This is a genomic window from Prauserella cavernicola (assembly GCF_016595675.1).
Lineage (GTDB): Bacteria > Actinomycetota > Actinomycetes > Mycobacteriales > Pseudonocardiaceae > Prauserella_A > Prauserella_A cavernicola.
Genome location: NZ_JAENJH010000002.1, coordinates 602,739 through 628,912, shown reverse-complemented (window position 1 = coordinate 628,912; position 26,174 = coordinate 602,739). Strand labels below are relative to the sequence as shown.

Annotated in this window: 23 protein-coding genes and 1 pseudogene; 15 read left to right on the top strand and 9 right to left on the bottom strand. The window is 69.0% G+C overall.

Annotation, left to right across the window (positions count from 1 at the left end; all coding sequences use genetic code 11):
* Positions 1-68 precede the first annotated feature (68 nt).
* The 9 genes and pseudogenes from JHE00_RS09630 to JHE00_RS09590 all read left to right on the top strand — a co-directional run bounded on the left by JHE00_RS09630 (position 69) and on the right by JHE00_RS09590 (position 10,819).
* Entirely contained in the window at positions 69-572 is a 504-nt protein-coding gene (locus JHE00_RS09630; protein WP_200317102.1) for an NUDIX hydrolase, read from the top strand.
* Positions 573-579: 7 nt separating this feature from the next.
* Positions 580-2,661 (top strand): DUF6049 family protein, encoded by a 2,082-nt coding sequence (locus tag JHE00_RS09625; protein ID WP_200317100.1) that lies wholly within the window; start codon positions 580-582, stop codon positions 2,659-2,661.
* A 433-nt stretch (positions 2,662-3,094) separates the two neighbouring features.
* A complete protein-coding gene (murJ, locus tag JHE00_RS09620; RefSeq protein ID WP_200317098.1) occupies positions 3,095-4,945 on the top strand; it encodes a murein biosynthesis integral membrane protein MurJ in 1,851 nt (616 codons plus the stop codon).
* Positions 4,946-5,020: 75 nt separating this feature from the next.
* Positions 5,021-6,559 (top strand): protein kinase family protein, encoded by a 1,539-nt coding sequence (locus JHE00_RS09615; protein ID WP_200317090.1) that lies wholly within the window; start codon positions 5,021-5,023, stop codon positions 6,557-6,559.
* A gap of 31 nt (positions 6,560-6,590) precedes the next feature.
* On the top strand, positions 6,591-7,193 hold the full coding sequence (gene sigM, locus JHE00_RS09610) for an RNA polymerase sigma factor SigM (protein WP_200317088.1): 603 nt from the start codon (positions 6,591-6,593) through the stop codon (positions 7,191-7,193).
* Positions 7,190-7,948 (top strand): RsmA family anti-sigma factor, encoded by a 759-nt coding sequence (locus JHE00_RS09605; protein ID WP_200317087.1) that lies wholly within the window; start codon positions 7,190-7,192, stop codon positions 7,946-7,948. The genes sigM and JHE00_RS09605 overlap by 4 nt, the downstream gene beginning before the upstream one ends.
* 151 nt (positions 7,949-8,099) lie before the next feature.
* Entirely contained in the window at positions 8,100-9,095 is a 996-nt protein-coding gene (gene trxB / locus JHE00_RS09600; protein ID WP_200317085.1) for a thioredoxin-disulfide reductase, read from the top strand.
* A 19-nt stretch (positions 9,096-9,114) separates the two neighbouring features.
* Positions 9,115-9,447, top strand: a pseudogene (gene trxA / locus JHE00_RS09595) (thioredoxin); the annotation flags it as partial.
* Positions 9,448-9,664: 217 nt separating this feature from the next.
* A complete protein-coding gene (locus JHE00_RS09590; RefSeq protein ID WP_200317082.1) occupies positions 9,665-10,819 on the top strand; it encodes an N-acetylmuramoyl-L-alanine amidase in 1,155 nt (384 codons plus the stop codon).
* A gap of 191 nt (positions 10,820-11,010) precedes the next feature.
* Here the strand turns inward: JHE00_RS09590 and JHE00_RS09585 are convergent, their stop codons facing one another.
* On the bottom strand, positions 11,011-11,652 hold the full coding sequence (locus tag JHE00_RS09585; protein ID WP_200317081.1) for a GNAT family N-acetyltransferase: 642 nt from the start codon (positions 11,650-11,652) through the stop codon (positions 11,011-11,013).
* Positions 11,653-11,823: 171 nt separating this feature from the next.
* Between JHE00_RS09585 and JHE00_RS09580 the strand changes: the two genes are divergently transcribed.
* Positions 11,824-13,155 (top strand): aminotransferase-like domain-containing protein, encoded by a 1,332-nt coding sequence (locus tag JHE00_RS09580; RefSeq protein WP_200317080.1) that lies wholly within the window; start codon positions 11,824-11,826, stop codon positions 13,153-13,155.
* A 37-nt stretch (positions 13,156-13,192) separates the two neighbouring features.
* On the top strand, positions 13,193-14,143 hold the full coding sequence (locus tag JHE00_RS09575; RefSeq protein WP_200317079.1) for a D-alanine--D-alanine ligase family protein: 951 nt from the start codon (positions 13,193-13,195) through the stop codon (positions 14,141-14,143).
* Positions 14,144-14,177: 34 nt separating this feature from the next.
* Here JHE00_RS09575 and JHE00_RS09570 read toward each other — a convergent pair whose 3' ends face one another.
* From JHE00_RS09570 to rpmH, 8 genes are all read right to left on the bottom strand, one after another.
* The gene (locus tag JHE00_RS09570; protein ID WP_200317078.1) at positions 14,178-15,191 is read right to left on the bottom strand and encodes a ParB/RepB/Spo0J family partition protein; all 1,014 of its coding nucleotides are present in this window, start codon (positions 15,189-15,191) and stop codon (positions 14,178-14,180) included.
* Positions 15,188-16,102, bottom strand: coding sequence for a ParA family protein (locus tag JHE00_RS09565; RefSeq protein ID WP_307831870.1), 915 nt, complete (start codon positions 16,100-16,102; stop codon positions 15,188-15,190). Before JHE00_RS09565 ends, JHE00_RS09570 begins: the two co-directional genes overlap by 4 nt.
* Before the next feature lie 91 nt (positions 16,103-16,193).
* The gene (gene rsmG / locus JHE00_RS09560; RefSeq protein ID WP_230423182.1) at positions 16,194-16,883 is read right to left on the bottom strand and encodes a 16S rRNA (guanine(527)-N(7))-methyltransferase RsmG; all 690 of its coding nucleotides are present in this window, start codon (positions 16,881-16,883) and stop codon (positions 16,194-16,196) included.
* Positions 16,884-17,088: 205 nt separating this feature from the next.
* Positions 17,089-17,649, bottom strand: a complete 561-nt coding sequence (locus JHE00_RS09555; RefSeq protein ID WP_200317076.1) for a Jag family protein — start codon at positions 17,647-17,649, stop codon at positions 17,089-17,091.
* Between the two features lie 30 nt (positions 17,650-17,679).
* Entirely contained in the window at positions 17,680-18,762 is a 1,083-nt protein-coding gene (gene yidC, locus JHE00_RS09550; protein ID WP_200317075.1) for a membrane protein insertase YidC, read from the bottom strand.
* Between the two features lie 4 nt (positions 18,763-18,766).
* Entirely contained in the window at positions 18,767-19,084 is a 318-nt protein-coding gene (gene yidD, locus JHE00_RS09545; RefSeq protein WP_307831922.1) for a membrane protein insertion efficiency factor YidD, read from the bottom strand.
* 11 nt (positions 19,085-19,095) lie between these two features.
* Complete coding sequence (gene rnpA / locus JHE00_RS09540; protein WP_200317073.1) at positions 19,096-19,464, bottom strand: ribonuclease P protein component; 369 nt, start codon at positions 19,462-19,464, stop codon at positions 19,096-19,098.
* A 24-nt stretch (positions 19,465-19,488) separates the two neighbouring features.
* Positions 19,489-19,632, bottom strand: a complete 144-nt coding sequence (rpmH, locus tag JHE00_RS09535) for a 50S ribosomal protein L34 (RefSeq protein WP_200317071.1) — start codon at positions 19,630-19,632, stop codon at positions 19,489-19,491.
* 505 nt (positions 19,633-20,137) lie between these two features.
* Between rpmH and dnaA the strand changes: the two genes are divergently transcribed.
* The 4 genes from dnaA (at position 20,138) to recF (ending at position 26,146) form a co-directional block, all read left to right on the top strand.
* Positions 20,138-21,853, top strand: a complete 1,716-nt coding sequence (gene dnaA, locus JHE00_RS09530; RefSeq protein ID WP_200317069.1) for a chromosomal replication initiator protein DnaA — start codon at positions 20,138-20,140, stop codon at positions 21,851-21,853.
* Between the two features lie 1,078 nt (positions 21,854-22,931).
* Entirely contained in the window at positions 22,932-24,065 is a 1,134-nt protein-coding gene (gene dnaN, locus JHE00_RS09525; RefSeq protein WP_200317067.1) for a DNA polymerase III subunit beta, read from the top strand.
* Between the two features lie 31 nt (positions 24,066-24,096).
* Positions 24,097-24,987: a phosphogluconate dehydrogenase (NAD(+)-dependent, decarboxylating) gene (gnd, locus tag JHE00_RS09520; protein WP_200317065.1), complete on the top strand. Its 891-nt coding sequence runs from the start codon at positions 24,097-24,099 to the stop codon at positions 24,985-24,987.
* A gap of 7 nt (positions 24,988-24,994) precedes the next feature.
* Positions 24,995-26,146 (top strand): DNA replication/repair protein RecF, encoded by a 1,152-nt coding sequence (gene recF / locus JHE00_RS09515; RefSeq protein WP_200317063.1) that lies wholly within the window; start codon positions 24,995-24,997, stop codon positions 26,144-26,146.
* Positions 26,147-26,174 lie beyond the last annotated feature (28 nt).

Below are 26,174 nucleotides of genomic sequence, written 5' to 3'. Positions count from 1 at the left end.
CACAAACGGATCAACACGGACACGAGAAGCCAGCGTACCGGCGTCACCGTTTGCTCTAGCATCGCAGCATGCCTGGATCGGCCGGTCGCTCCGGTGGCGCAAAACCGGGACGCCGGTCCCGGCGTCGTCGTGGTAGGCGGCTGACCACTGTGAACGAGACCTCGGCAGGCGGGTTGGTGGTCGACACCGACCGGGAGTACGCGGTGCTCATCGGCAGGCTCGACCGGCAGGGCAGGCTCCTGTGGTCGCTGCCGAAGGGGCACATCGAGGACGGCGAGACCACCGAGGAGACCGCCGTGCGCGAGGTGAAGGAGGAGACCGGCATCACCGCGCACGTGCTCCGCCCGCTCGGCACGATCGACTACTGGTTCGTGGCCGAGCGCAGGAGGGTCCACAAGACGGTGCATCATTTTCTCCTCGAAGCAGGCGGCGGTGAGCTGTCCGACGAGGACGTCGAGGTCACCGAGGTGGCGTGGGTTGCGCTACCCGAGCTGGAGGGCAGGCTCGCCTACGCCGACGAGCGCAAGCTCGTGCGCAAGGCCCGTGAGATGTTCGAGCGAGCACCGGAGTGAGTAGGCAGTGAAAAGGCTCAGCGCACTCGCGCTGGCAGTGGCGTTCCTCGTCGCGCAGGGACTGTTCGGTGCGACGAGCGCGACCGCGCAGCCACTCGACGCGCCGAACTGGCTCGAGTTGGACGTCGAGCAGCTCAGCCCGCGCGTGGTCACTCCGCAGGACGACACGCTGCAGGTCCAGGCCACGGTCACGAACGTGGGCGACCGGCCGATCACCGACATCGTCGCCAGGCTCCAGCTCGGTGCGGCCCAGACCACCGAGGACGAGCTGGACCAGACCCTCGGCGACCCGCCGCCCACCGACTCTGGCACCACCGAGTGGGTCGGCATCGCCGACACGCTGCGCCCCGGCGACACCGCGCCCGTCACGCTGGACGTGCCGATCGAGACCCTGCCGCTCAGCTCGCCCGGGGTATACCCGCTGCTGGTCAACGTCAACGGCACGCCTGCCTACGGCGGGGCCGCGCGGCTGGCCGCGGTGAGCACGCTGCTGCCCGTGATCGACCCGCCGAGCGAGGTCCCGCCCGCGAGCGTGTCGATGCTGTGGCCTATCACGGGGAGCAAGCCCGATGTCGTCTCGGCTGCGCTCGGCGCCCCGCTGACCCTGGCCGACGACGGCCTCGCCGGTGAGCTGAAGCCGGGCGGCAGGCTCGACGCGCTGGTGGCCGCCGCTGCCTCGCAGCGCGACAACCCGGCCGTGTTCGGTTCCCTGTGCTTCGCGATCGACCCCGAGCTGCTCGACACGGTCGAGCTGATGAGCAGGGGTTACGAGGTGCGCACGCCTTCGGGTGACGTGCCGGGTTCCGGCCGGGACGCCGCGGCGGGCTGGCTGGAGAAGCTGCGGGAGCTCGTCGCCTCGCACTGCGTGATCCAGCTGCCCTACGCCGACGCGGACCTCAACGCCGCCTCCAAGATCAGGACGGACGTCGACCTGGTTGGCACCGCGGTCAACGGCACGTCGATCCTGCAGAAGCTCGGCGTGCAGCCGAAGCCGGGCGTGGTGTGGCCGGGCAGCTCGCTGGACGAGACCACGCTGACCAGGGTCTCCGAGTCGGGTGTCAACACCCTGATCACCGATCCCGACCAGCCGGGCGGCGAGCGGCCCGACGTGCGGTCGCTGCCGTACGACCCGCTGGTGTCGGGCGCGCTCACCCGCCCGCGCAGCGACGCCGCGAGCGCGCAGACTCCCGCCGACCAGCCGGCGATCACGACCCAGGACGGCATCGCCGCGCTCGCGTTCCGCGCCGGCTTGGGCGAGCAGGTGGACGGCCCGGTGCTGGTGGCGCCGCCGCGCCGCTGGGATGCACCGGTCGGCGAGCTCGTCTCGTTCCTCGACTCCTACGCGGGCCTGCAAGCGGCCGGGATGGTCGAGCCCACCTCGCTCGACGCCCTGCTCGCCGAGCCCGGCACCACCGACACGGCCACGAACGGCGACGGCGACTCGCTCGACGGCACGTTCGGCGTGCCCGGCGACGTCATCGGCGAGCTCTCCGAACTGGAGGGTGTCGCCGCCGACCTGCAGGGCGCGATGGACGTGGACCCGACCAGGCAGGTCCAGCCCGCCGCGCTGATCCAGCCGCTGCACAACGCGGTGCTGCGCGCGACGTCGACCGCGTGGCAGGCCAGCGCGCGCCAGGGCAGGGCGGCGGCCGAGACCGCCACCGCGCAGCTCAACGCCCTGCGCAGGCAGGTCACGGTCACCACGCTCTCGCAGTCGGTGTCACTGGCGTCCGGGTCCAGCCCACTGCCGGTGACACTGAGCAACTCGCTGCCCGTGTCCATCACGGTGCGCATCAAGCTGGAGAACAGCGCGGGTCTGCGACCGGCACACGTGCCGGACTCGCTGCTGTCGGCGAACAGCAAGATCCCGCAGTACATCCCCGCCGAGGCGCTGCGTTCGGGGCGGTTCAACCTCGACGTCTCGCTGACCACGCCGGGCGGCACCGAGCTGGGCACTCCCGCCCGGCTGGACTTCTCGTCGAGCGAGCTCGGCATCGTCACCGTCGTGCTCACCGCCACAGCGGCGGGAGCGCTCGTGCTGCTCTCCGGACGGCGCATCTACCGTCGGGTGAAGTCGAAGCAGCGGTAGTAGTCCGATAGGCCTCCAGATTTGGGCCGGTCCCGGATTACCCTGAATCGACCAAGCAGCACCACCGACGGATTGGGACGTGTTGGACAGAGAGCCGGGCCTGCCGCCAGAGCGCGCCGGGAGGCCTCCGCGTCCTGACCGGGTGCCCCCTCCGTCACGGTCAGGACGCCGCCCCCCGCCGGACGCTCCGCCACGAAGGCAACCGCCCCCACCCGACCGCAGGCAACCACCTCCCGACCCCCGCGAGAACGGCCACCCGCCACCTCATCGCGGTCAGCAGGGCAGGCCGGGCCCGCCGCCGGCGACGCGACGCGTGCCGCCGAGGCCGCCACAACAGCAGCCGCCCCCTCAGCAGCAACCGCCACCGGGACCGCCTCCGCAAGGCCCGCCGCGCCGGGGACGTCCTCCCGAGCAGCAGCGCAGGGAACAGCCGGTGCGGCCGTGGCGGCAGGAGGGCGAGCCTCCACAGCGGGGCGGACCGCCCCCGCAACCCAGCGAGTCCACGATGTACATCCCGCGCGAGCGGGGTGTTCCCCCCGGCGTGCGCTGGCCCGCTGCCGACCCGGACATGCTGAGGCCGTACGACGAGTTCGCCACGCGGATGATGCCGCGGATCCTGGACGGCCCCCGGCCGACCGAGATCGGCGAGCGGCTACCCGCGGTCCAGCTGGACGAACCCGCCGAGGCGCCCGCGAAGGCGCCGTCACTCGCGCGCGCCAGCGGCCGCATGGCCATCGCCACGCTGACCAGCCGTATCACCGGCTTCGCGTGGAAGGTGATGCTCGCCTGGGTCGCGACGCTCGGCGTGCTCTACGACTCGTTCACCGTCGCCAACACGCTCCCGCTGATCATCAACGAGCTGCTGCTCGGCGGCGTGCTGACCAGTGTGGTGGTGCCACTGCTGGTCCGGTCGCAGGACGACAAGGACGGCGGCGAGTCCTACACCCAGCGCCTGCTGACGATGGCGGTGACGATCCTCGGTGTCGGCACGGTGCTGTCCGTCGCGGCGGCCCCATGGCTGACGTCGTTGCTGATGGACGACACCGGCGAGGCCAATCCGCAGCTCGCGACGTGGTTCGCCTACCTGTTGCTGCCCGGTCTGCTCTTCTACGGGCTCTTCGCGGTGCTCTCGGCGATCCTCAACGCCAAGCAGATCTTCGGGCCGGCCCAGTGGGCACCGGTGATCAACAACCTGGTCATCTTCGCGACGATCGGCGCGTTCGCGCTGGTCCCAGGGGACCCGACGATCATCCCGACCGAGATGAGCGACCCCAAGGTGCTCGTGCTCGGCGTCGGCGTGCTCACCGCGATGGTGGCGCAGGCGATGTTCCTGCTGCCCGCGCTGCGCCGCTCCGGGTTCCGGTTCAAGTGGCGCTGGGGTCTGGACGAGCGGCTCAAGGAGTTCGGCGGGCTCGCCCTGTGGATCCTCGGCTATGTCGTGGTGAGCCAGATCGGCATGGTCGTCAACACCAGGGTGCTGACCGCGGGCGCAGCCGGTGGACCCTCGATCTACTCCAACGCGTGGCTGCTGTTCCAGCTGCCCTACGGCGTCATCGGCGTCTCGCTGCTGACCGCGCTGATGCCGAAGATGAGCCGGGCCGCCGCCGACAACGACTTCCGCAGGCTGATCGGCGACCTGTCGTACGGCTCCCGGCTCACCACTCTGCTGCTGCTGCCGGTCTCGGCCGTGATGGCGGTGGCGGGCACCTCGATCGGTATCGCGCTGTTCGCGCTCGGCAAGGGCTCGGTCGACGACGCACAACGACTCGGCCAGGCCCTCGCGGTCTCGGCGTTCGGCCTGCTGCCGTACGCGCTGGTGATGCTCCAGATGCGCGTCTTCTACGCGATGAAGGACTCGCGCACGCCCACGCTGATCATGGTCGTGATGACGGCGGTGAAGATCCCGCTCCTCTACCTCGCCTCGGCGCAGCTGGCCCCGGTGAACGTCGTGCTCGGCGTGATGATGGTGAACTCGCTGGTCTTCGTGGTGGGCGCCGTGCTCGGCCAGGTCTGGCTGTGGGTGAAACTCGGCAACCTGCGCAGCAAGCGCGTGCTCGGCGTCATCCTGTTCACCGTCGTCGCGAGCGGGCTCGGCGCGCTCGCCGCGGTGCTGGCGGGGATGCTGGTTCCCGACGCGCTGGGCCCTGTGTTGGGCGCGTGGGTGAAGCTGATTCTGCAGGGAGTCGTCGGTATGGGTGTCTCGTTCGGGGTACTGATCGCACTCAAGGTCGACGAGCTCACCCCGGTGACCCGCAGGATCACCCGAATGGTGCGGCGCGCATAAGGTGCGTCTCGCATCGGGTGTTCACGTACCCTCGTGGGAAACGTGTCGTCGAGCGAAGGCAGGGGGTCCGGCGCGGTGAGCACGAGTACGCGGGGTGGCTCCCTGGCGCCCGGCGGCGTCGTCGGCGACGGCCGGTACCGGCTGCTCGCACAGTTCGGCATCGACGAGCGTGCGGGCGCCCACCTCTGGAGGGCCAGGGACGGGCAGCTGCGCCGGGACGTCGCGCTGACCATGCTGGTCGGCGACCCGGCCGACGCGGAGGCCGCCCGGTTGGGCAGGCGCACGCTCGAACGCGCCGCTCACGCCGCCAAGTTCAACCACGCCGGCGTCGCCAGGGTGCTCGACGTGCTCAGCCTCGGCAACGGCATCTCGTCCAGCGAGGGGCTGCTCGGCATCGTCGTGGCGGAGTGGACCAAAGGCACCGACCTCATCGACCTCGTCGCGGAGCGCCCCGTCGAGCCGGGTACGGCCGCGCGGATGGTGCAGGCGCTCGCCGAGTCCGTCGAGCTCGCGCACCAGTCCGGTCTCGTGCTGGGTCTCGACCATCCGCAGCGGCTCCGGCTGACCCCGGACGGCAGGCTGCGGCTCGCGTTCCCAGGCCCGCTGCCCGACGCGACGCTGCGCGACGACGTCAAGGCGCTCGGCGCCGTGCTCTACCTGCTGCTCACCGGCCGCTGGGCGCTGGATGGCGGGCCGCCGGCCGTGCCTGCCGCACCGCGCTCGCCGACGGGCCGTGTCGTCCCGGCCCGTTCGCTGGAGCCGAGGGTCCCTCAGGAGCTGTCGGCGCTCGCGGTCCGCACCATCGAGGACGGCGGCCACGGCGGCATCCGGACCAGCGCGGCGATCCTGCGCGTGCTCGACGAGGCCGCAGAGGAGGCCGAGCGCACCCAGTACATCGCCAAAGACCCCAACGTCGACACCGACGGCGGCGTCTGGACCACGAAGAAGCCGGTCAAGGACGCGGCGAGGCGGCGAAAGCTCGCGCTCGGCGTCACCGTGCTCGTGGTCGCCGTGGTGGGCATCCTCGCCTGGCTGGGCATGATGGCGATCAGCTTCTTCCAGGACGACAGCGGCAGCAGCGGCCCGCCCGTCAACCTCGCGGATCCCACGCCGACGCAGCAGGAACCGCCGCCGGAGCAGAACCAGCCGCCGCCGGCGCCGCCGCCGGGCAACGGCGAACCGGTGGCGCCGAGCGACATCACGGTCTACAACCCCGAGGGCGAGGGCGACAGCGTCGCCAACGCGGCGAGGGCGACCGACGGCGACCCGACCACGATCTGGCGCACCGACGAGTACCAGCAGCAGTTCCCGACCTTCAAAACCGGTGTCGGCCTGGTCGCGACGTTCGACTCACCGCTGGAGCTCGCGGCCGTGAAGATCACCGCGGTCAGCCCCGGAACCAACGTCGAGATCCGCGTCGCCGACGAGCCGGAGCCCGCGCTCGACGCCACGCAGGTGGTCGGATCGGGCACCATCGAGGGCACCGAGACGGAGATCGACCTGCAGGAGCCGACCTCGTCGCAGTACGTGATCGTCTGGATCACCTCGCTGTCCGGTGAGGAGCCCGAGTTCGTCTCCGAGTTCGGCGAACTGGCCTTCCTGCCTGCCGGATAAGAGATCACCAGGTCTTAGTAGTCTCTTCCGGGTGACCGCAGCAGCGCCTACTGATGCCGATCTCATCGCGGCACACGCAGCAGGGGATCCACACGCTTTCAGCGAGATAGTCAGGCGGCACCGGGATCGAATGTGGGCGGTCGCACTGCGCACCGTTCGCGACCCGGAGGAGGCCGCCGACGCGCTGCAGGAGGCGTTCATCTCGGCGTTTCGCGCCGCCGCGAACTTCAGGGCCGAGTCGCAGGTGACCACGTGGTTGCACCGCATCGTGGTCAACGCCTGCCTCGACCGGGTGCGCAGGCGTCAGGCGAGGCCGACGGTGCCATTACCGGAGCAGGGCCACAACGAGCCCGCCGTGCCGCGCGACTCGATGGCCGAACGCGAGACCAGGCTGGTGATCAAGGAGGCGCTGAGCCAGCTCCCCGAGGACCAGCGAGTGCCGATCGTGCTCGTGGACGTCGAGGGCTACTCCGTGGCCGAGACCGCGAAGATGCTGGGTATCGCGGAGGGCACGGTCAAGAGCAGGTGTGCTCGGGGTCGCGGCAAGCTGGCGAAACTTCTCGGGCATCTACGGAACCCCGAGCCAGAAGGTGACGTCCCAACTCACGAAAGCAAACACGGGGAGGGACGATGACAGACGAGAGCAGGGGGACGGGTGGGGCCGTCGGCCCCCCGTGGTCTGTCGACTTGCTCGCTGATCTGCATGCCGGGGTGCTTAGCGAAAGCGAAGCCGCCGAGCTGTGGCCGCGGGTGAACACCGACCCGGAGGCCCGCGCGATCCTCGACGCGCTCGACGCGACCAGCGCCGACCTCGCGAGCATTGACGCGGCACCCGTGGAGCCGATGCCCGCGCACTTCGCGGCCAGGCTCGATGCCGCCCTCGAGCAGGAACAACAGTCGCGAGGGTCGGGCAACGTCGTGAGCATCGACGCGGCCCGCAAGCGGCGGAACAAGCGAGCCGGCTGGGGAGCCGGCTTTCTGGCCGCCGCGGCCGCCGTCGTCGCCGCCGTCGTGATCGTGTCTCCGAACACTCCGAGCGAGTCCACCGACGGGATGGCGCAGCCCGCTCCGTCGGCGACCGCGCCGGGCAGCGACGCACCGTTGGCGCTGACCGACAACAACCTCGGCTCTGCCGTCGGCTCCGTGAGCAACGTGCGCGACTTCGGGCCGCTCGAGAACAGGCGGAACCTGGACGCCTGCCTCGAGGCAGCGGGGATCGACCCGGCCAAGCAGCCGGTCGGCTTCCGCCCGGCGACGATCGACGGCCAGGATGCCGTGATCGTGCTCTACACCACGGGTGAGCTGGCCCAGTTCCGCCTCGTGGCGCTCGCGCCCGACTGCGGTCCGGACAACCCGGGACTGCTGCGAGACGAGACCATCGGCCGCTAGCACCAGCACCGCTCACCAAGGGGGGTCGTCGCTTCCAGCTCACGGAAGCGACGGCCCCCTTTTGGCAGCGGCCCGCGTCACGTCGGGAACACCCGCACCTACGATCGTGTTGAGCCTGGTACGCAGGTTGTAGTCGAAGCGGAGGTCACGGGTGGCTGGAGAGGACGTTCGGAACCTGATCGTCGTTGGATCGGGTCCCGCCGGGTACACCGCCGCCGTATATGCGGCGCGCGCGCAGTTGGAGCCGCTGGTGTTCGAGGGTTCCCAGTTCGGCGGTGCGCTGATGACCACCACCGAAGTGGAGAACTACCCGGGTTTCCGGTCGGGCATTCAGGGGCCCGACCTGATGGAGGAGATGCGCGAGCAGGCCAAGGCGTTCGGTGCGGATCTGCGCACCGAGGACGTCGAGGAGCTCGACCTCACCGGCCCGGTGAAGTACGTGACCGCGAACGGCAATCGCTACGCCGCCCGCGCGGTCGTGCTGGCGATGGGCGCGGCGGCGAGGTACCTGGGGGTTCCCGGCGAGCAGGAGCTGCTCGGGCGAGGCGTCTCGTCCTGTGCGACGTGTGACGGCTTCTTCTTCCGCGACCACGACATCGCCGTGGTCGGCGGCGGTGACTCGGCGATGGAGGAGGCGACCTTCCTGACCAAGTTCGCCCGCTCCGTCACGATCGTCCACCGCCGCGAGGAGTTCCGCGCCTCCAAGATCATGCTCGAGCGGGCCAAGGCCAACGAGAAGATCCACTGGAAGCTGAACTCGCAGGTCGCCGAGGTGCTCGGTGACGGCAAGGTCTCCGGACTGCGCGTCACCGACACCGTCACCGGCGAGGACTCCACGCTCGACGTGAGCGGGTTCTTCGTGGCGATCGGGCACGACCCGCGCAGCCAGCTCGTGCGCGGGCAGGTGGACCTGGACGACGAGGGCTACGTGGTCACCAAGGGCCGCAGCTCCTACACCAACATCGACGGTGTGTTCGCCGCAGGCGACCTGGTGGACCACACCTACCGCCAGGCGATCACCGCGGCGGGCAGTGGCTGCTCGGCCGCGATCGACGCCGAGCGCTGGCTCGCCGAGCACGGCGACGTGAGCGAAGCGCACGAGGCCGCCGAGCTCGTGGGCGGCGGCTACGCGACCCGCGCCAACTGACCAACGACCGAAAACACAGGGAGAGAAGATGACCGACACCGTCAAGGTGACCGACTCGAGCTTCGCCAACGACGTGCTCGCCAGCGACAAGCCCGTCCTCGTCGACTTCTGGGCGACCTGGTGCGGCCCGTGCAAGATGGTCGCTCCGGTGCTCGAGGAGATCGCGGCCGAGCACGGCGACAAGCTGACCATCGGCAAGCTGGACATCGACGAGAACCCGAACACCGCTCGTGACTACCAGGTGATGTCCATCCCGACGCTGATCCTGTTCCAGGGCGGCAAGCCCGTGAAGCAGATCGTCGGCGCCAAGCCGAAGGCCGCGCTGCTGTCCGACCTGTCCGACGTGCTCTGACGCCGGTCGTCGCGACTCGCGGAACCCGGGTGGCGCGCCCGTTCGCGCCCCCGGGTTCTCGCGTGACTCCCCGCTGCGCCACGCCGAAACGCACTCACCGGCCCTGCGCGCTCACGGAGAGTTCACAAGGCACAATGGGTGCCTCAGGGCCGCCGGGCCCTGGTCCACATCGCACAGCATCGAGCGCAATTGGTGCCCAAGGAAGAGCGAGGAGTGCATGCGGGTACTCCGCCGCGGCGACACCGGACCGGAGGTCGCCGAGATCAGGTCCATGCTCATCGGGCTGGAACTGCTCCCTGCCGGTAACGGACCGGACTCCGCGGCAGGTCATGCCGCCTTCGACCTGGTCGTCGAACACGCCGTGCGTGCGTTCCAGCAGCGCAGGGGCCTGATCACCGACGGAATCGTCGGATCGGCCACGTATCGCGCTTTGCGAGGCTCCAGCTATCACCTCGGCAGCAGGCCGCTCGCCTATCTCGTCTCGTCGCCGGTGCACGGCGACGACGTCTTCGCGCTGCAGGAACGGCTCACCGAGCTCGGCTACGACGCGGGCCGCCCCGACGGCGGCTTCGGCCCCCAGACCGAGCGCGCGCTGAAGAACTTCCAGCGCGACTACGGCCTCACCGTCGACGGCATCTGCGGTCCGGCGACCGTGCGCGCGCTGCGGCAGCTGTCGCCCCGCGCGCGCGGCGGCAGGCCGGTGTTCCTGCGCGAGCAGGAGCAGGTGCGCAGGGCCGGTCCGAGGCTGCGCGGCAAGCGCATCGTGATCGACCCCGGCCACGGCGGCGACGACCTCGGTGTCGTCGTCGACGACGTCAGGGAAGCCGACATCGCGTGGGACCTCGCCCGCAGGCTCGAGGGCCGCATGAAGGCCACCGGCATGGAGGCACTGATCTCCCGCGGCCCGGCGCACAGCCCGACCGAGGTCGAGCGGGCCCAGTTCGCCAACGACGCCGGCGCCGACCTGTTCCTGTCGCTGCACTCCGACGGCAACGGCTCGCCCTACGCCCAGGGCGTGGCGAGCTTCCACTTCGGCACCGGCAACGGCACCACGTCGACGGTCGGCGAGCTGCTCGCGGGCTACATCCAGCGCGAACTGGCCGCCAGGACCGGGCTGCGCGACTGTCGCACCCACCCGAAGACCTGGGACATCTTCACCCGCACCCGCTGCCCCGCGGTGAGGGTCGAGATCGGCTACCTCACCAACCACGACGACCGGCGGAGGCTCTCCGACCCCGCGTTCCGCGACGTGGTCGCCGAGGGCATCCTGATCGCTGTCAAGCGCCTGTACCTGCTGGGCGAGAACGACCAGCCCACCGGCACGTTCACGTTCGCCGACGTGCTGGCGCACGAACTCGCGAAGGCCGAGTAGCTCACCCACCTGGTAGAACCCCTTGCCGTGATCCGCCGTCGGCGATCACGGCAAGGGTGGGTCCCCAAGGTGTGGACAAAGAGGGCGATTGATCCACATCGCCCGGCGCAACCGCGAAGAACATACGCATCCACCTGACCGGTGTCCCGGTGTGGACAACCAGGTCAGTTGTGCACAGATCTGTGGATAACTCAGGCGCGGGTGGTGCTGGGCGTCGCCGTGGTCACGGAGACCTGGCCCAGCAGCTTCTCCAGCGCGGCCTCGACGTCTTCCTTCCAGGAGATCGCCGAACGCAGCTCGAGACGCAGCCTCGGCCAGCGCGGGTGCGGCCGCACGGTCTTGAACCCGACGCCCTGCAGGAACGACGCCGGGATCACGCACGCGTGCTCGTCGTCGGCGCCCGCCTCGGGGTCGGCGTCTCCGAAGGCCTCAATCGCCCGTACGCCGCGTCGAGTCAGGTCCTTGGCCACCGACTGCACGAGAACGCGTCCCAGGCCGCCTCCGCGGAACTCAGGGGCAATGTGGAAGGCCGTGAGCAACACGGCGTCCGGGCTGGGCGGCGATGTGGGAAAGGCGTTGGCCCTCGGGACGGCGCTCGGCGGCGCGTACAGCACGAAACCGACGGGCATGTCGCCGCTGTGGATGATCCGGCCGCACGAGCCCCACTCGAGCAGGACGCCCGAGACCCAGGCTTCCTTCTCGACCTCGGTCTCGCCGAACTCCTCGGCCTGCTCCTTGAGGTGCGGGGCCAGCTCCCAGTAGACGCACCGTCGGCAGTGCAACGGCAACTGCTCCAGGTTGTCCAGCGTGACGCCCACGACGCGTCGCGACACCAAACCTCCCCGGGATGTGCGTCAGTCGAAAGCCGAGCAAAGCATATGCCGGTGTGACACAGGCCAGAAACCCGGGAGTGCTCGAATTCGCTGACGTTACACTCGTTGAGATCTACCCGCAGGTGGAACGTACGAGTGCCGAGCGCTTTTCGAAGCAGACGGAAGCATGCCATGACTGACTCCCAGCCACTGGAGCACAGACAGGGGTCCGAGCCGGGCCGCCACAACCTCGATCCGCACATCGACCGTTACGCCGCGCGCACCGCGGGCATGACGGCATCGGAGATCCGAGCGTTGTTCGCGGTGGCCAGCAGGCCCGAGGTCGTCTCCCTGGCCGGGGGCATGCCGAACCTCGCCGCGCTCCCGCTGGAGTCGCTGTCCGGGCAGATGGCCGAGCTCATCGCCGAGGAGGGCCTGGTCGCGCTGCAGTACGGCTCCGCACACGGCGTGCCCGCGCTGCGGGAGCAGATCTGTGAAGTCATGGCCATGGAGGGCATCTCGGGCCACCCCGATGACATCGTCGTGACGGTGGGCTCCCAGATGGGCCTGGACATGGTCACGCGCCTGTTCTGCGACCCGGGTGACGTCGTGCTCGCCGAGGGCCCCTCCTACGTGGGCGCGCTCGGTTCGTTCGCCGCGTACGAGGCCCAGGTCGTGCACGTCGAGATGGACGACGACGGCCTCGTGCCCGACACGCTGCGCGCCGCGATCGACGCGACCAGGCGTGAGGGCAAGCGCATCAAGTTCCTCTACACGATCCCGAACTTCCACAACCCCGCCGGCGTGACGCTCGCCGTCGAGCGGCGCGCGGAGATCCTCGAGATCTGCGCGTCGAACGACATCCTCGTGGTCGAGGACAACCCCTACGGCCTGCTCGGCTTCGACGGCCAGACCTACCCCGCGCTGCGGTCGATGGACCCGGACAACGTGGTGTACCTGGGTTCGTTCTCCAAGACCTTCGCCTCCGGGCTGCGCGTCGGCTGGGTGCTCGCGCCCCACGCCGTGCGCGAGAAGCTCGTGCTCGCCGCCGAGTCGGCGACGCTGTGCCCGCCCACGCTGAACCAGCTGGTGGTGTCGCGCTACCTCTCGACCCACGACTGGAAGGGCCAGATCAAGACCTTCCGCGAGAACTACCGCGAACGGCGCGACGCGATGCTCTCCTCACTGGAGCAGCACCTGCCTGCCGGTTGCACGTGGACTCAGCCGGACGGCGGCTTCTACGTGTGGGTGACGGTGCCCGAGGGCGTCGACACCAAGGCGATGCTGCCCCGGGCCGTCACCGCGCGCGTGGCGTACGCCTCGGGCACCGGCTTCTACGCGGACGGGTTCGGCAGCAGGCAGATGCGCCTGTCGTACTGCTACCCGACGCCGGAGCGGATCCGGGAGGGCGTGCGGCGCCTCGCGGGCGTGCTCGAGTCCGAGATGGAACTGGTGCGCACCTTCGGTAGCGTCACCACGCGCGCCGTGTCGGGCCCGCAGTTCCCCGGCCCGGACACGGCCTGAGCACACTTTTTCACTTGATCAACTGAGGAGTTTCCGGGTGGCCGAGCCTACTTTTGCCGTGCTCGCTGGCGGTCTGTCGCACGAGCGGGACGTCTCGTTGCGCTCTGGCCGCCGACTGTCGGTCGCTCTGCGTGAGCAGGGCCTGTCGGTGGAGGAGTGGGACACCGACAGCGGTCTCGTCTCCCGGCTGCGCGACGAGCGGCCCGATGCGGCGCTGCTGGCCCTGCACGGGGGAGAGGGCGAGAACGGCTCGGTGCAGACCGTGCTGGAGATGCTGGGAGTGCCGTTCGTCGGCACCAACTCGGAGGGCTGCCGCCGTGCCTTCGACAAGCCGATCGCCAAGGCGCTCGTCGCCGGCGCCGGTTTCTCGACGCCAGAGTGGGTTGTCCTGCCCCACAGCACCTTCCGCGAGCTCGGCGCCCAGGCGGTGCTGGACGCGATGGTCCAGCGCCTCGGCCTGCCGTTGATCCTCAAGCCGGACCAGGGCGGCTCCGCGCTCGGAACGCAGGTCGTGCGCGACGCGGCCGAGCTGCCCGCCGCGATGGTCGGCTGCTTCGCGTACGGCGACACCGTGCTCGCCGAGCGGTTCATCCACGGCGTCGAAGTCGCGGTCACCGTCATCGAGCGCGACGGCGGCCCGGAGGCGCTGCCCGCGGTGGAGATCGTTCCGGAGAGCGGGGTGTACGACTACACCGCTCGCTACACCGCGGGGCTCACCGACTTCTTCTGCCCCGCGCGGCTCACGCCCGAGGCCGAGAAGGCCGTCCGTGAACTCGCCGTCGGCGCCCACCGGCTGCTCGGGCTCCGGGACATCTCCCGGACCGATGCGGTTGTCGCCGCCGACGGCACGGTCTACTTCCTCGAAGTGAACCTCTCGCCCGGGCTTACCGAGACCTCCACCGTTCCGATGGCGATGGAGGCCGCCGGCACCTCACTCGGGGCGGTTTTTTCCGACCTCGTGTCCCGCGCGGTTCAGCGAGGGAGCTGACAGCAAATCATCACCGTGACGAAATGACCTGGTGTCACGGGATGTCGGTTTCACGTGCCCCGTTTGTCTGATTTGCCTGATTCGTGTTCATGAGCGCCACGATGCGCTCGAGATCGTCGACCGAGCCGAACTCGACCACGATCCGACCCTTGCGCCGGCCGAGGTCCACCTTCACGCGAGTGTCGAACCGGTCCGACAACCGCTCGGCGAGATCCTGGAGTCCCGGCGCCTGCATCGGCTTCCGAGCGGGGGGCTTCTCCTTTTTCTTGGCCGCACCCTTCGAGAGGGTCACGGCCTCCTCGGTCGCCCTCACCGACAGCCCCTCAGCGACAATGCGCGCGGCCAGCTCCTCCTGACCGTCCGGATCGTCGAGCGACAGCAGCGCCCGAGCGTGACCGGCCGACAGCACGCCGGCCGCCACCCGCCGCTGCACGGGGAGGGGGAGCCGCAGCAGCCGGATCGTGTTCGTGATGACCGGACGGCTGCGGCCGATCCGCGAGCCGAGCTCCTCGTGCGTCACCTCGAACTCGTCGAGCAGCTGCTGGTACGCCGCCGCCTCTTCCAGCGGGTTGAGCTGGACGCGGTGAATGTTCTCCAGCAGGGCGTCACGCAGCATCGCCTCGTCGGCGGTCTGCCGCACAATCGCCGGGATGGCTTCCAGCCCGGCCTGCTGAGAGGCGCGGAGCCGGCGCTCACCCATGACGAGCTCGAACTCGTCATCGGGCAGCTGCCGCACGACGATCGGCTGCATGAGGCCGAACTCGCGGATGGAGTGCTCCAGCTCGGAGAGCGCCTCCTCGTCGAAGACCTGCCGCGGCTGCTTCGGGTTGGCCTTGATCGCCTCGAGCGGCACCTCACGGTAGACCGCCCCGGCGACCTCACCACCGGCCGTCGTGACGGAACCGTTCGCCGCGAACCAGCCCTTGTCGCCTTCCTTCGCGCTCGGCTCCGGGCGCACCTCGACGGTCGCTGTACCTTCCGAGCTCACCGGCCCGGTCGGAATCAGGGCCGCGAGACCCCGGCCAAGACCACCCCTGCGCTCGCTCATCTCTGCTCCCTACTCAGCACTCCGCGCTCGGCGACTTCCCGTGCGGCATCCAGATAGCTCATCGCACCCCGGGAACCGGGGTCGTACGCGAGGATCGTCTGCCCGTAGCCGGGCGCCTCGGAGACCTTCACGCTGCGCGGGATGATCGTCTTCAGAACGACGTCCCCGAAGTGGTTGCGGACCTCCTGCGTGACCTGGTCGGCCAGCTTGGTGCGGCCGTCGTACATGGTCAGCAGAATGGTCGACACCTGCAACGCGGGGTTGAGGTGCTGCTGCACGAGCTCGATGTTGCTGAGGAGCTGTCCCAGACCCTCGAGCGCGTAGTACTCGCACTGGATCGGGATGAGCACCTCGTGTGCCGCGCTCAACGCGTTCACCGTGAGCAGCCCGAGCGAGGGCGGGCAGTCGACGAAGACGTAGTCGATACCGAGTTCGTCCAGCGCCTCAGAGGTGAGGGCTTCCTTGAGTCGCGACTCCCTGGACGCCATCGAGACGAGCTCGATCTCGGCGCCGGCAAGGTCGATGGTCGCCGGAACGCAGAACAGGTTGGGGGACTGGGAACTCACCTGCGCTGCCTCGGCCAGCGACACCTCACCGATGAGCATCTCGTAGATGGACGGCGTGCCGGATCGGTGGTCCACGTCGAGCGCGGTGCTGGCGTTGCCCTGGGGGTCGAGATCGATGACCAGCGTCCTGACGCCGTGCAGAGCCAGCCCCGCAGCCAGATTCACCGTGCTGGTGGTCTTGCCGACGCCACCCTTCTGGTTGGCCACGGTGAGTACTCGCCGCTTGGTGGGCCGCGGCATGAAGTCTGCGTCCGGGTGCAGCACCCGCGCAGCGCGCTCGGCCTCTTCGGCAATGGGAGTCCAGCCGGTGCCGGTGCCCGCGCTCGCCTCGGGGGGAGGGTTCACCGGACGCCACCCCTCTCGAGGCTTACGCGCTCGCCGGTGCACCGTTTCACGTGGAACATTCGCCGCTCCGTACTGATCGTCATTCGCTCGGCTAATCCTTTCCTCTCGAACGTGCCCCAGCGCGCCGCCGCGATCGCTCCGGCTTCGGACGCTCCACACGTTCGATCACAACCACGGTCGTCGGCGTTTCCAGCACACCGGCACCGCATTCCGCCAGCTTCGGCTCCCCGCCGCCTGCCTTTCGCAGTGCGACCCGGTCGCGGTCGATCTCCTCGGCGGCGCTCGCTCCCTTGAGTGCGACGAGCGAGCCCGACGTACGCACCAGCGGAAGGCACCACGTCGCGAGTCTCGCCAGGGGAGCCACAGCTCGAGCGGTCACTACGTCGGCGAGGCCGAGGTGCTCCCGGATCGACTTCTCTTCGGCGCGACCGCGCACGACCTCCAGGTGGATCTCCAAGGTCTCCGCAACCTCTGACAGCCAGTCGACGCGGCGTGCCATCGGCTCCAGTAGAACGATATCGAGATCGGGTCGTGCGATCGCGAGCGGGACACCGGGAAGGCCCGCGCCCGATCCGACATCGACAACTCGAGCACCGTGGGGGATGTACTCGCCGATGACAGCGGAGTTCAGCACGTGCCGATCCCAGAGGCGGTCGACCTCGCGTGGACCGATCAGGCCTCGCTCGACACCGTGCTGGGTCAACAACTCGACGAACCGCTCTGCTCGCTTCACCTGATCGCCGAACACCGCAGCCGCTGCTGCCGGGGTGGTGGACTCCATCCCGTCCAAACCCACAGACTCACTCCTCACGGGATGCCGTTTCACGTGAAACCGGCCGCGTTTGATTGTCCCTGATGTACTCCGGGAATCGACACGACAGTCCGAAGATGTGGACAAGTGCACTGACCCGATCCCAGTTTCACGTGAAACGGGGACAAAAAAAGCGGCCCGCCGGATCACCGGCGGGCCGCTTCGCTGCTTGCTACTACGAGGAGGGGAGCACGACGACGCGTCGCTTCGGCTCCTCACCCTCACTCTCGCTCGTCACGCCGTCGACGGTGGCGACCGCGTCGTGCACGACCTTGCGCTCGAACGGGCTCATCGGCTGAAGCCGAACCCGCTCACCGGAGGACACCACCGACTCGGCGGTGGAGCGGCCGAGCTCGCGAAGCTCCTCGCGACGGCCCGCACGCCAGCCCGCGACGTCGAGCATCAGACGGCTCCGGCTACCGGTCTCCTGCTGCACCGCGAGCCGGGTCAGCTCCTGCAGCGCCTCGAGTGCGCTACCGCGCGGACCCACGAGCTTGTCCAGGTCCTCGCCGCCGTCGATGCTCACGATCGCGCGGCCGGCCTCGACATCGAGGTCGATGTCGCCGTCGAAGTCGAGGATGTCCAGCAGGCGCTCGAGGTAGTCACCCGCGATGTCGCCCTCCTGGACGAGCAGGTCGTCCTCGTTGCCCGCGTCCGTGTCCTCGGCGGCTTCCTCGGTCGCCTGGTTCTCGACCTCGTCCTGTTCGGTGCCGACAACCTCGGCTGTCTCCGACATGTCTTGTCTCCTCTCCAGTCCCTGGAGGCGTCAGCGCCGCTTGCGGCCTTGGGTCTTCTTGCCTTGGTTGGCCGGCCGCTGCTTGGCGCCGCCGTTCTTGGCCCAGGCTCCGCCCTTGACGCTGCTCGGGTTGCCGCTCTTCTGGGACTTGCCGTTCTTGGGGGTGCCGTTCTTGGGAGCCGTGTCCGCGGAGGCCGTGTCGTCGTCCGACTCGGGGGTCGCCGACTTCTTCGGCTCGGCGGGCTTGGGCTTCTGACCGACCTGGGGTTTCTGACCGGGCTTCGGGCCAAGGCTGCTGCGCTTCTCCTTGGCCTCGGCCTTCTTGGCCTCTTCTTCCTTGTCGATCCGGGTGTAGACGAGTCGCTGCTGCATCAGGGTCCAGCAGTTGTTGGCGAGCCAGTAGATCAGCAGACCGATCGGGAAGAACGCACCGAAGATCAGCACACCGGCCGGGAAGATCCACAGCGTCAGGCGGTTCATCACCGCGGTCTGCGCGGTGGCCGAGGCCGGGTTCTGGCGGGCCACCGAGTGGCGAGCGGTGAAGTGGGTCGCGACGCTGGCGACGATCATCAGCGGTACAGCGACAGGCGCCACTCCCCAGTTCCAGCCGGGCTCGGCAGCGGCGGCGCCACCGCCGAGAGCACTGACGTGGTTGATCGCGTCACCGAGGTTGACGCCGAAAAGCTTCGCGTCGACGTAGGAGCGCACGCCCTCGGCGTCGAAGAAGTAGTTGCTCTCCTTGCCCGGAGCGAACATCCGGAGCACGTGGTTGAGGCCGATGAAGACCGGGATCTGCAGCAGCATCGGTAGACAGCTACCGAGGGGGTTCACCCCGTGCTCGCGCTGGAGCTTCTGCATCTCCGCGGCCTGGCGCTGCCGGTCGTTCGCGTACTTCTTCTGGATCTTCTTGAGCTCGGGCGCGAAGTCCTGCATCTTCTTCATCGACCGGACCTGGTTCACGAACGGCTTGAACATGATGCCGCGGACCGTGAAGGTCAGGAACACGATGCCGAGGACCCAGGAAATCGCGTTGTCATCGCCGAAGACGAAGCCGAACACCTTGTGCCAACACCACAAGATGAACGACACAGGGTAGTAGATAAAGTCGAGCACTGAGCTACTCCTCGGTAGACATACCAGGGCTTTGGCGCCGGAAGGTGAACCGCTCCGGCACGGGGTCTCGTCCAGGCGGGGTCCACGGACCGCATCGCAACAGCCGGCGGATCGCGAGGTAGGAACCGCGAGCGGCTCCGTGCCGCGTCAGCGCCTCGGCCGCGTACGTGCTGCAGCTCGGGTAGAACCGGCACATCGGGGGAAGGTAAGGGGAGATGGCCTTGCGGTAGAACCTGATCGGGAGCAGCAGGACCCAGGCCACCGGCGTCGGCCTCGCAGGCCCCGGGGCTCCTTCGGGTTCGGCCGTCTCAGTGCCGGCCACATGCTCTGTACTCACACCGCTGGTCCATTGTCTTGGCGGGCGGAGGGCGACAGGCTCAACCGCCGCAGCGCCGCGTCGAGATCCGAGCCGAGCTCCGCACTGGTCGCGGTGGCGGCGGCGGGTAATGCCCGAACAACCAACGCGCTACCGGCCGGCAAGGTTCCGAGCCGGGAGGCGAGCAGGTGCCTCAGGCGCCTGCTCACGCGATGACGCACTACCGAGTTACCCACAGCCTTGCTCACCACCAACCCCGCCTTGGTGTGCTCGCCGAAGTCAGCGAGCGCGTGCAGCACAAGGCGGCGGCGCCCCGCTCGGACGCCGCCGCGCATGACCGCACGGAATTCCTCACTCCGCCGCAGGCGAGCGTTGGCGGTAAGCACGCCGCGCCTCGCAGGCAGACGGGATCAGGCGGAAAGTTGCTGACGGCCCTTGCGCCGGCGAGCCGCCAGAATGGCGCGGCCTGCGCGGGTCCGCATCCGCAGCCGGAACCCGTGGGTCCGAGAGCGTCGGCGGTTGTTCGGCTGGAAGGTGCGCTTGCCCTTGCTCACGGCTCAGTTCTCCTGGTCTCAACGTCTACTCGTATTGTCCGGCAGCCGACGTAGTCTCTGTGAGCGCTCCGTGCTCCATATAGATGGGCAGGCGGAACAGGCCCGCTGTCAGCGGCAGACCTTACGAGAGTACGCACCCTGTCCGGTGACACCGGAACCGGCCCCTCGAGTCACGCTCTGTGGCCGTGGAGGATAAAGATCATCAGCACGCTCCATCGCCGAATGGCAACACGCCGTACACCGTGAAATCCTTGCTCGGAAGGACGTCTTGTGGCAACAAGCCGCTCTTGTTAGCGTGCCCCTTCTCGGTATCTCCGCGAGGGGCGTACGCAGGCCGTTGGAAGGTGGGAGACTTCGGCTGGCGTAGCTTGATCCTGCGGGGTGGAGTGCCCGTGGGTCGTCGTACATTGATGCACAACTGTGGACAACTTTGTGGATACCTGCTGCGCGGGTATCCACGCCGACCTGCTATGCGGTGAGGTCGAGGGGAGGGGAGCGGAGCAGGGTGTCTGAGCACCAGCTGAACCTGGCTGTCGTCTGGGAGCAGGTCGTCAGGGAGCTCTCGGACGGCACGCTGTCCCCCCAGCAGCGGGCGTGGATGCGGGTGACTCGGCCCATCGGTCTGCTCGACGGAACCGCCCTGCTCGCCGCGCCGAGCGACTTCGCGAAGGAAGCCATCGAGCGCGCCCTGCGCGAGCCGATCACCACCGCGCTGTCCCGCAGGCTCGGCCGCGAGGTCTCCCTCGCCGTCAAGGTCGACACCACCGAAAGCGCTCCAGCGCCCAGTGCACCCTCTCGGTACGCCGCTCCACCCGCAAGGGTGGACGCGGGCAACGGCGCCAGGACCGACGGCCCGCCGCTGCCCCCGCCCGAGGACACGATCACGGTCCCCGCCTCGGCCAGGCACACGCGCTCCGACGGAGCCGACCGCCAGCCCGCGCAACGTCAGCAGACCCAACGTCAGCAGACCCAGCGCCATCAGCAGCCGCAGCGCCAGGCAGCTCCTCGACCGACGATGCCTCCGCCGATGCCGATGAACAACATGGCGGACCAGGTCGACGACGGCGATGAAGAAGTGGACGAAGAGGGCGAGGCCCTCGCCGCGGTGCACGAGATCTGGCCGACCTTCTCCGGACAGCCGATCGCGGGCCAGCCCTACACGGCGCCCGCGCAGCCGCAGACCTCGAAGACTCGCCTGAACGAGAAGTACACGTTCGACACGTTCGTCATCGGCGCGTCCAACAGGTTCGCGCACGCCGCGGCGGTCGCCGTCGCCGAAGCTCCGTCGCGTGCTTACAACCCTCTCTTCATCTGGGGGGAGTCCGGGCTGGGCAAAACCCACCTGCTGCACGCCGTCGGGCATTACGCCCAGCGGCTGTTCCCCGGCATGCGCGTGCGGTACGTGTCGACCGAAGAGTTCACCAACGACTTCATCAACTCGCTGCGAGACGACCGCAAGGTCGCGTTCCAGCGGCGGTACCGCGACATCGACATCCTGCTGGTGGACGACATCCAGTTCCTGGAGGGCAAGGAAGGTACTCAGGAGGAGTTCTTCCACACCTTCAACACTCTCCACAACGCGAACAAGCAGATCGTCGTGTCGTCCGACCGGCCGCCGAAGCGACTGGAAACGCTGGAGGACCGCCTTCGCACGCGGTTCGAGTGGGGACTGATCACCGACATCCAGCCGCCCGAACTCGAGACCCGGATCGCGATCCTCCGCAAGAAGGCGGCGCAGGACCGGCTCGCGGTTCCGGGCGACGTCCTCGAGTTCATCGCCGCGCGCATCGAGGCCAACATCCGCGAGCTCGAGGGCGCGCTCATCCGCGTCACCGCGTTCGCGTCTCTGAACCAGCAGCCGGTCGACGTCGGACTCGCCGAGATCGTGCTGCGCGACCTGATCCCCGACTCGCAGGCGCCCGAGATCAGCGCGCCGACGATCATGGGTGTCACGGCCGAGTTCTTCGACGTGACGCTCGACGACCTGTGCGGTCCGGGCAAGACGAAGGCGCTCGCCACCGCGCGACAGATCGCCATGTATCTGTGCCGCGAACTCACCGACATGTCGCTGCCGAGGATCGGCCAGACGTTCGGTGGTCGGGACCACACCACGGTGATGCACGCCGACAAGAAGATCCGCAAGGAAATGGCTGAGCGGCGCCGCATCTACGACCAGGTGCAGGAACTGACCTCGCGCATCAAGCAGCGCGCTCGGCAGTAGCCACCTCTCACACCGCCGCCCACCCCGCCGCGATCGCTCGTGCCTGACGATCACGCACCGTCCGATTCGGTCAGTGCGTGATCGTCAGGCACGAGCCTGATCCTTTCTGATGTGGACACCGCGCCCTCAGAGCTCTTCGGCGCCCCGCAACAGGATCTGAGCTTGCCGGCTATCCACACGCGCTCAGCTCATCGGCGCAACCACTGAACGCCGAGGACACGAGAGCGCCTTTCACGTTCGGTACCGGACCTACTCGCCCCGCAAGAACCACGGGCATCGCGCAGTCTCTCGGCCCGATCACGTTGGCGCTGCTGGCATCCCGGCGAGACGGCTCCACTCGCCGCCACGAACGGTGGGAGTACTGCAAAGTCTCGAGCCCGCTGTGGACGCGCTGACCGGCCTGACGATGCCGTCAGAACTCCTCTCACGGCCCCAGCGGGCCGTCCTTACATGTGTGTGCACAGTCGGAATCGACGCCGTGGCGGCCGCCGCAAGGGGCCGGAAAGCCTTCTCGCGCCTAGGTTTTGTCACTCACTGGGGCGATCCGGGTCACGTTTTGGGGTGCTTCGGCTGGGCATTGCCTGGGCACAGGTCGACCCACAACTGGGGACAAAGCTGTGGAAATCTGGGGACAACTGTGGACCGATTGAGGATGGCCGAAGTTCTCCACGGAGACCCCTGAGTTCTCCACCTACTTGCCACCACGGCTGTCCACACGGTCGCGCGTACCCGGACCTGCGCGGACAAGGCCTATCCACACAACCCACAGCCCTTACTACTACGACTAAACAAAGATCTCTTCTTAGAAGAACAAAACAAAAACAAGCGAGCTTCGAAGTTGGGGATACCCGGACGGACGCTTGACTGGGCCGGGATGACGCCGGGGCCGCTCACGCTCTACCGTGGAAACCCACACCCCGGTCCGCTCGGTGCCGGTGTCGTCGGCATCCGGCGCACCGCGTCCGGGAGGGCCCACACAGCCACGCCCCCTCACCGCCCCTGCCCATTGGGGGCGCATGTCGGGGTGGATTTGTCGTCTTTCGAGCCGTCCGGCTCGGCTGTCGAAAGGATGGGCGCCATGAAGATCCGCGTCGAGCGTGATGGGCTCGCTGACGCCGTCGCCTGGGTGGCTCGGAGCCTTCCCTCCAGGCCGCCGGTACCCGTGCTGGGCGGCGTGCTGCTCGACGCCGGAGCGGATGGTGGTTCCGACGCGCTGACGGTGTCCGGCTTCGACTACGAGGTCTCCGCGACCGTCGGCGTTCCGGCCACGATCGCCGACGGCGGCCGCACGCTCGTGTCGGGCAGGCTGCTCGCCGACATCACCAAGGCGTTGCCCGCCCAGCCGGTGGAGATCTCCGTCGACGGCGCCCGCGCGTCCATCACCTGCGGAAACGCCCGGTTCAGTCTGCCGACCATGCCGGTCGAGGACTACCCGCAGCTGCCCGCCCAGCCGGATCTCGCCGGCGAGGTGACCGGCGAGGCGTTCGCCCAGGCGGTCACCCAGGTCGCGGTGGCCGCAGGCAAGGACGACACCCTGCCGATGCTCACCGGTATGCGGCTGGAGATCTCCGGCAGCAACCTCACGCTCGTCGCCACCGACCGCTTCCGGCTCGCGATGCGCGAGTTCAGCTGGTCGCCCGCCGAGGGGCTCGCCGACGCCGCGGTGCTGGTGCCCGCGCGCACGCTTGCCGACGCGGCCAAGTCGCTCGGTGCCAGCGGGGCGACCGTGCAGGTCGGCCTCGCCAGCGGCGACGGACTGCTCGGGCTCGCCGGCTCCGGCCGCTACACCACCACGCGCCTGCTCGACGCCGAGTTCCCGCCGTACCGCCAGCTGCTGCCCGCGCAGCACACGTCGCGTGCGGTGCTGCAGGTCTCGGCGCTGGCCGAGGCGATCAAGCGCGTTTCGCTGGTCGCCGAGCGCGGTACCCAGGTCCGGCTGGAGTTCAGCGAGGGAACGCTGCGCCTGTCCGCTGGCGGGGACGACGAAGGCAGCGCCGAGGAAGAACTGCCCGTCGACTACGAGGGCGAGTCGGTGACCATCGCGTTCAACCCCGGCTACCTCGTCGACGGCCTCGGCGCACTGCACGCCGACCGGGCCGAGCTCACGTTCACCACTCCCAACCGGCCCGCGCTGATCAAGCCGGCCGACGAGAACGGTGACGTCGTGCCCGGCTACCTCTACCTGCTGATGCCGGTGCGGCTTCCCGGCTGAGCACGACACGTCGGACAAGAGGGGACATCTGATGGTTCAGCTCGGGCTCGTCGGCCTTGGCAAGATGGGTTTCAACATGCGCGAGCGGCTCAGGGCCGCCGGGCACGAGGTGGTCGGCTACGACCGCAACGTCGAGGTGAGCGACAGCGGCTCGCTCGCCGAACTGGTCTCCGCTCTCGAGGCTCCGCGCATGATCTGGGTGATGGTGCCGGCGGGTGAGGCCACCCGGCAGACGGTCGCCGAGCTCGGCGACCTGCTCAGCGAAGGTGACCTGCTGATCGACGGTGGCAACTCCCGCTACACAGACGACCAGCTGAACGCCGAGCTGCTCGCGGGCAAGGGCGTCGGCTACCTCGACGTCGGTGTCTCCGGTGGCGTGTGGGGCAAGGACAACGGCTACGGCCTGATGGTCGGTGGCGACAAGGCCAACGTCGACCGGGCGATGCCGATCTTCGACTCGCTGCGTCCGGACGGGCCGCGCGAGGAGGGCTTCGCGCACGCGGGCTCCGTCGGCGCAGGTCACTACGCCAAGATGGTGCACAACGGCATCGAGTACGGCCTGATGCAGGCCTACGCCGAGGGCTTCGAGCTGCTCGAGGCCGCGAAGGTCGTCGAGGACGTCCCCGCGGTGATCACGGCGTGGCAGCGCGGCACGGTCGTGCGTTCGTGGCTGCTCGAACTGCTGGTCAGGGCGCTGCAGGAGGACCCGGACCTCGATGATCTCGAGGGCTACGTCGAGGACTCCGGCGAGGGTAGGTGGACGCTCGAGGAGGCGATCAACCACGCGGTGCCCGCGCCGGTGATCTCAGCGGCGCTGTTCGCCAGGTTCTCGTCGCGGCAGAAGGACTCGTCTGCGATGCGTGCGGTGGCCGCGCTGCGCAACCAGTTCGGCGGCCACTCCGTCAAGAAGGTCGGCGAGTAGGTACGACGTGTACCTCCGTCACCTCCAGGTGACCGATTTCCGCTCGTGGGAGCACGTCGACCTGCCGCTCGAGCCCGGCCCGACCGTGCTGGTCGGGCAGAACGGTCGGGGGAAGACGAACCTCGTCGAGGCGATCGGTTACGTGGCCACGCTGGGCTCGCACCGGGTCTCGACCGATGCGCCGCTGATCCGGCACGGATGTGAGCGTGCGCTGGTGCGGGTCGCCGTGGTCAACGAAGGTCGCGAGCTGACCGTCGAGCTCGAGATCGCGCCGGGCCGGGCCAACCGCGCGCGGGTGAACCGCGGCGCGGTCGGCAGGCCGCGCGATGTACTCGGGATCCTGCGCACGGTGCTGTTCTCTCCGGAGGACCTGGCGCTCGTGCGTGGTGATCCGGGGGAGCGTCGACGGTTCCTCGACGAGCTGCTCGTGCTGCGCGCGCCTCGATACGCCGGGGTGCGCAGCGAGTACGAGAAGGTGCTGAAGCAGCGCAACGCCCTGCTCAAGACGGCGGGCAAACGGAGAGGAAACGACCCGTACGCGCTGTCGACGCTCGAGGTGTGGGACAACCACCTGGCCACGGTCGGCGCTCAGTTGCTCGCGGCGCGGCTCAACCTCGTGGCTGATCTCGCGCCGCACGCGGCCGCCGCCTACGCGGGCGTCGCGCCCGACTCGCGACCGGCGAAGATCGCGTACCGGTCGCGGCTCGACGAGGCGTTGCCGGAGGGCTACGGCGTGGCGGGCGGGGCCCGCGCGGAGGAGGACACGCTCGTCGAGATCCTGCTGCAGGCGCTCGGCGAGTCGCGCACGGCGGAGCTCGAACGTGGGGTAAGCCTGGTCGGACCCCACCGGGACGAGCTGGAGCTCGTGCTCGGGGAGGCTCCGGCCAAGGGGTACGCGAGTCACGGCGAGTCGTGGTCGTTCGCGTTGGCGCTGCGACTCGGGTCTTACGAGCTGTTACGGGGCGAGGCCGGAGGGGAGCCGGTTTTGTTACTTGATGACGTGTTCGCGGAGCTCGATCGCCGGCGGAGAGCACGGCTGGCCGAGGTAGCCGCGAGTGCCGAGCAGGTGATCGTCACCGCTGCTGTGGATGAAGACGTCCCCGGAGAGCTGACCGGGGCACGGTTCGTGGTGTCGGAGGGTGAGGTGAAACGTGCCTGATCAGAGCCATGATCAACCGCGTCGGCGA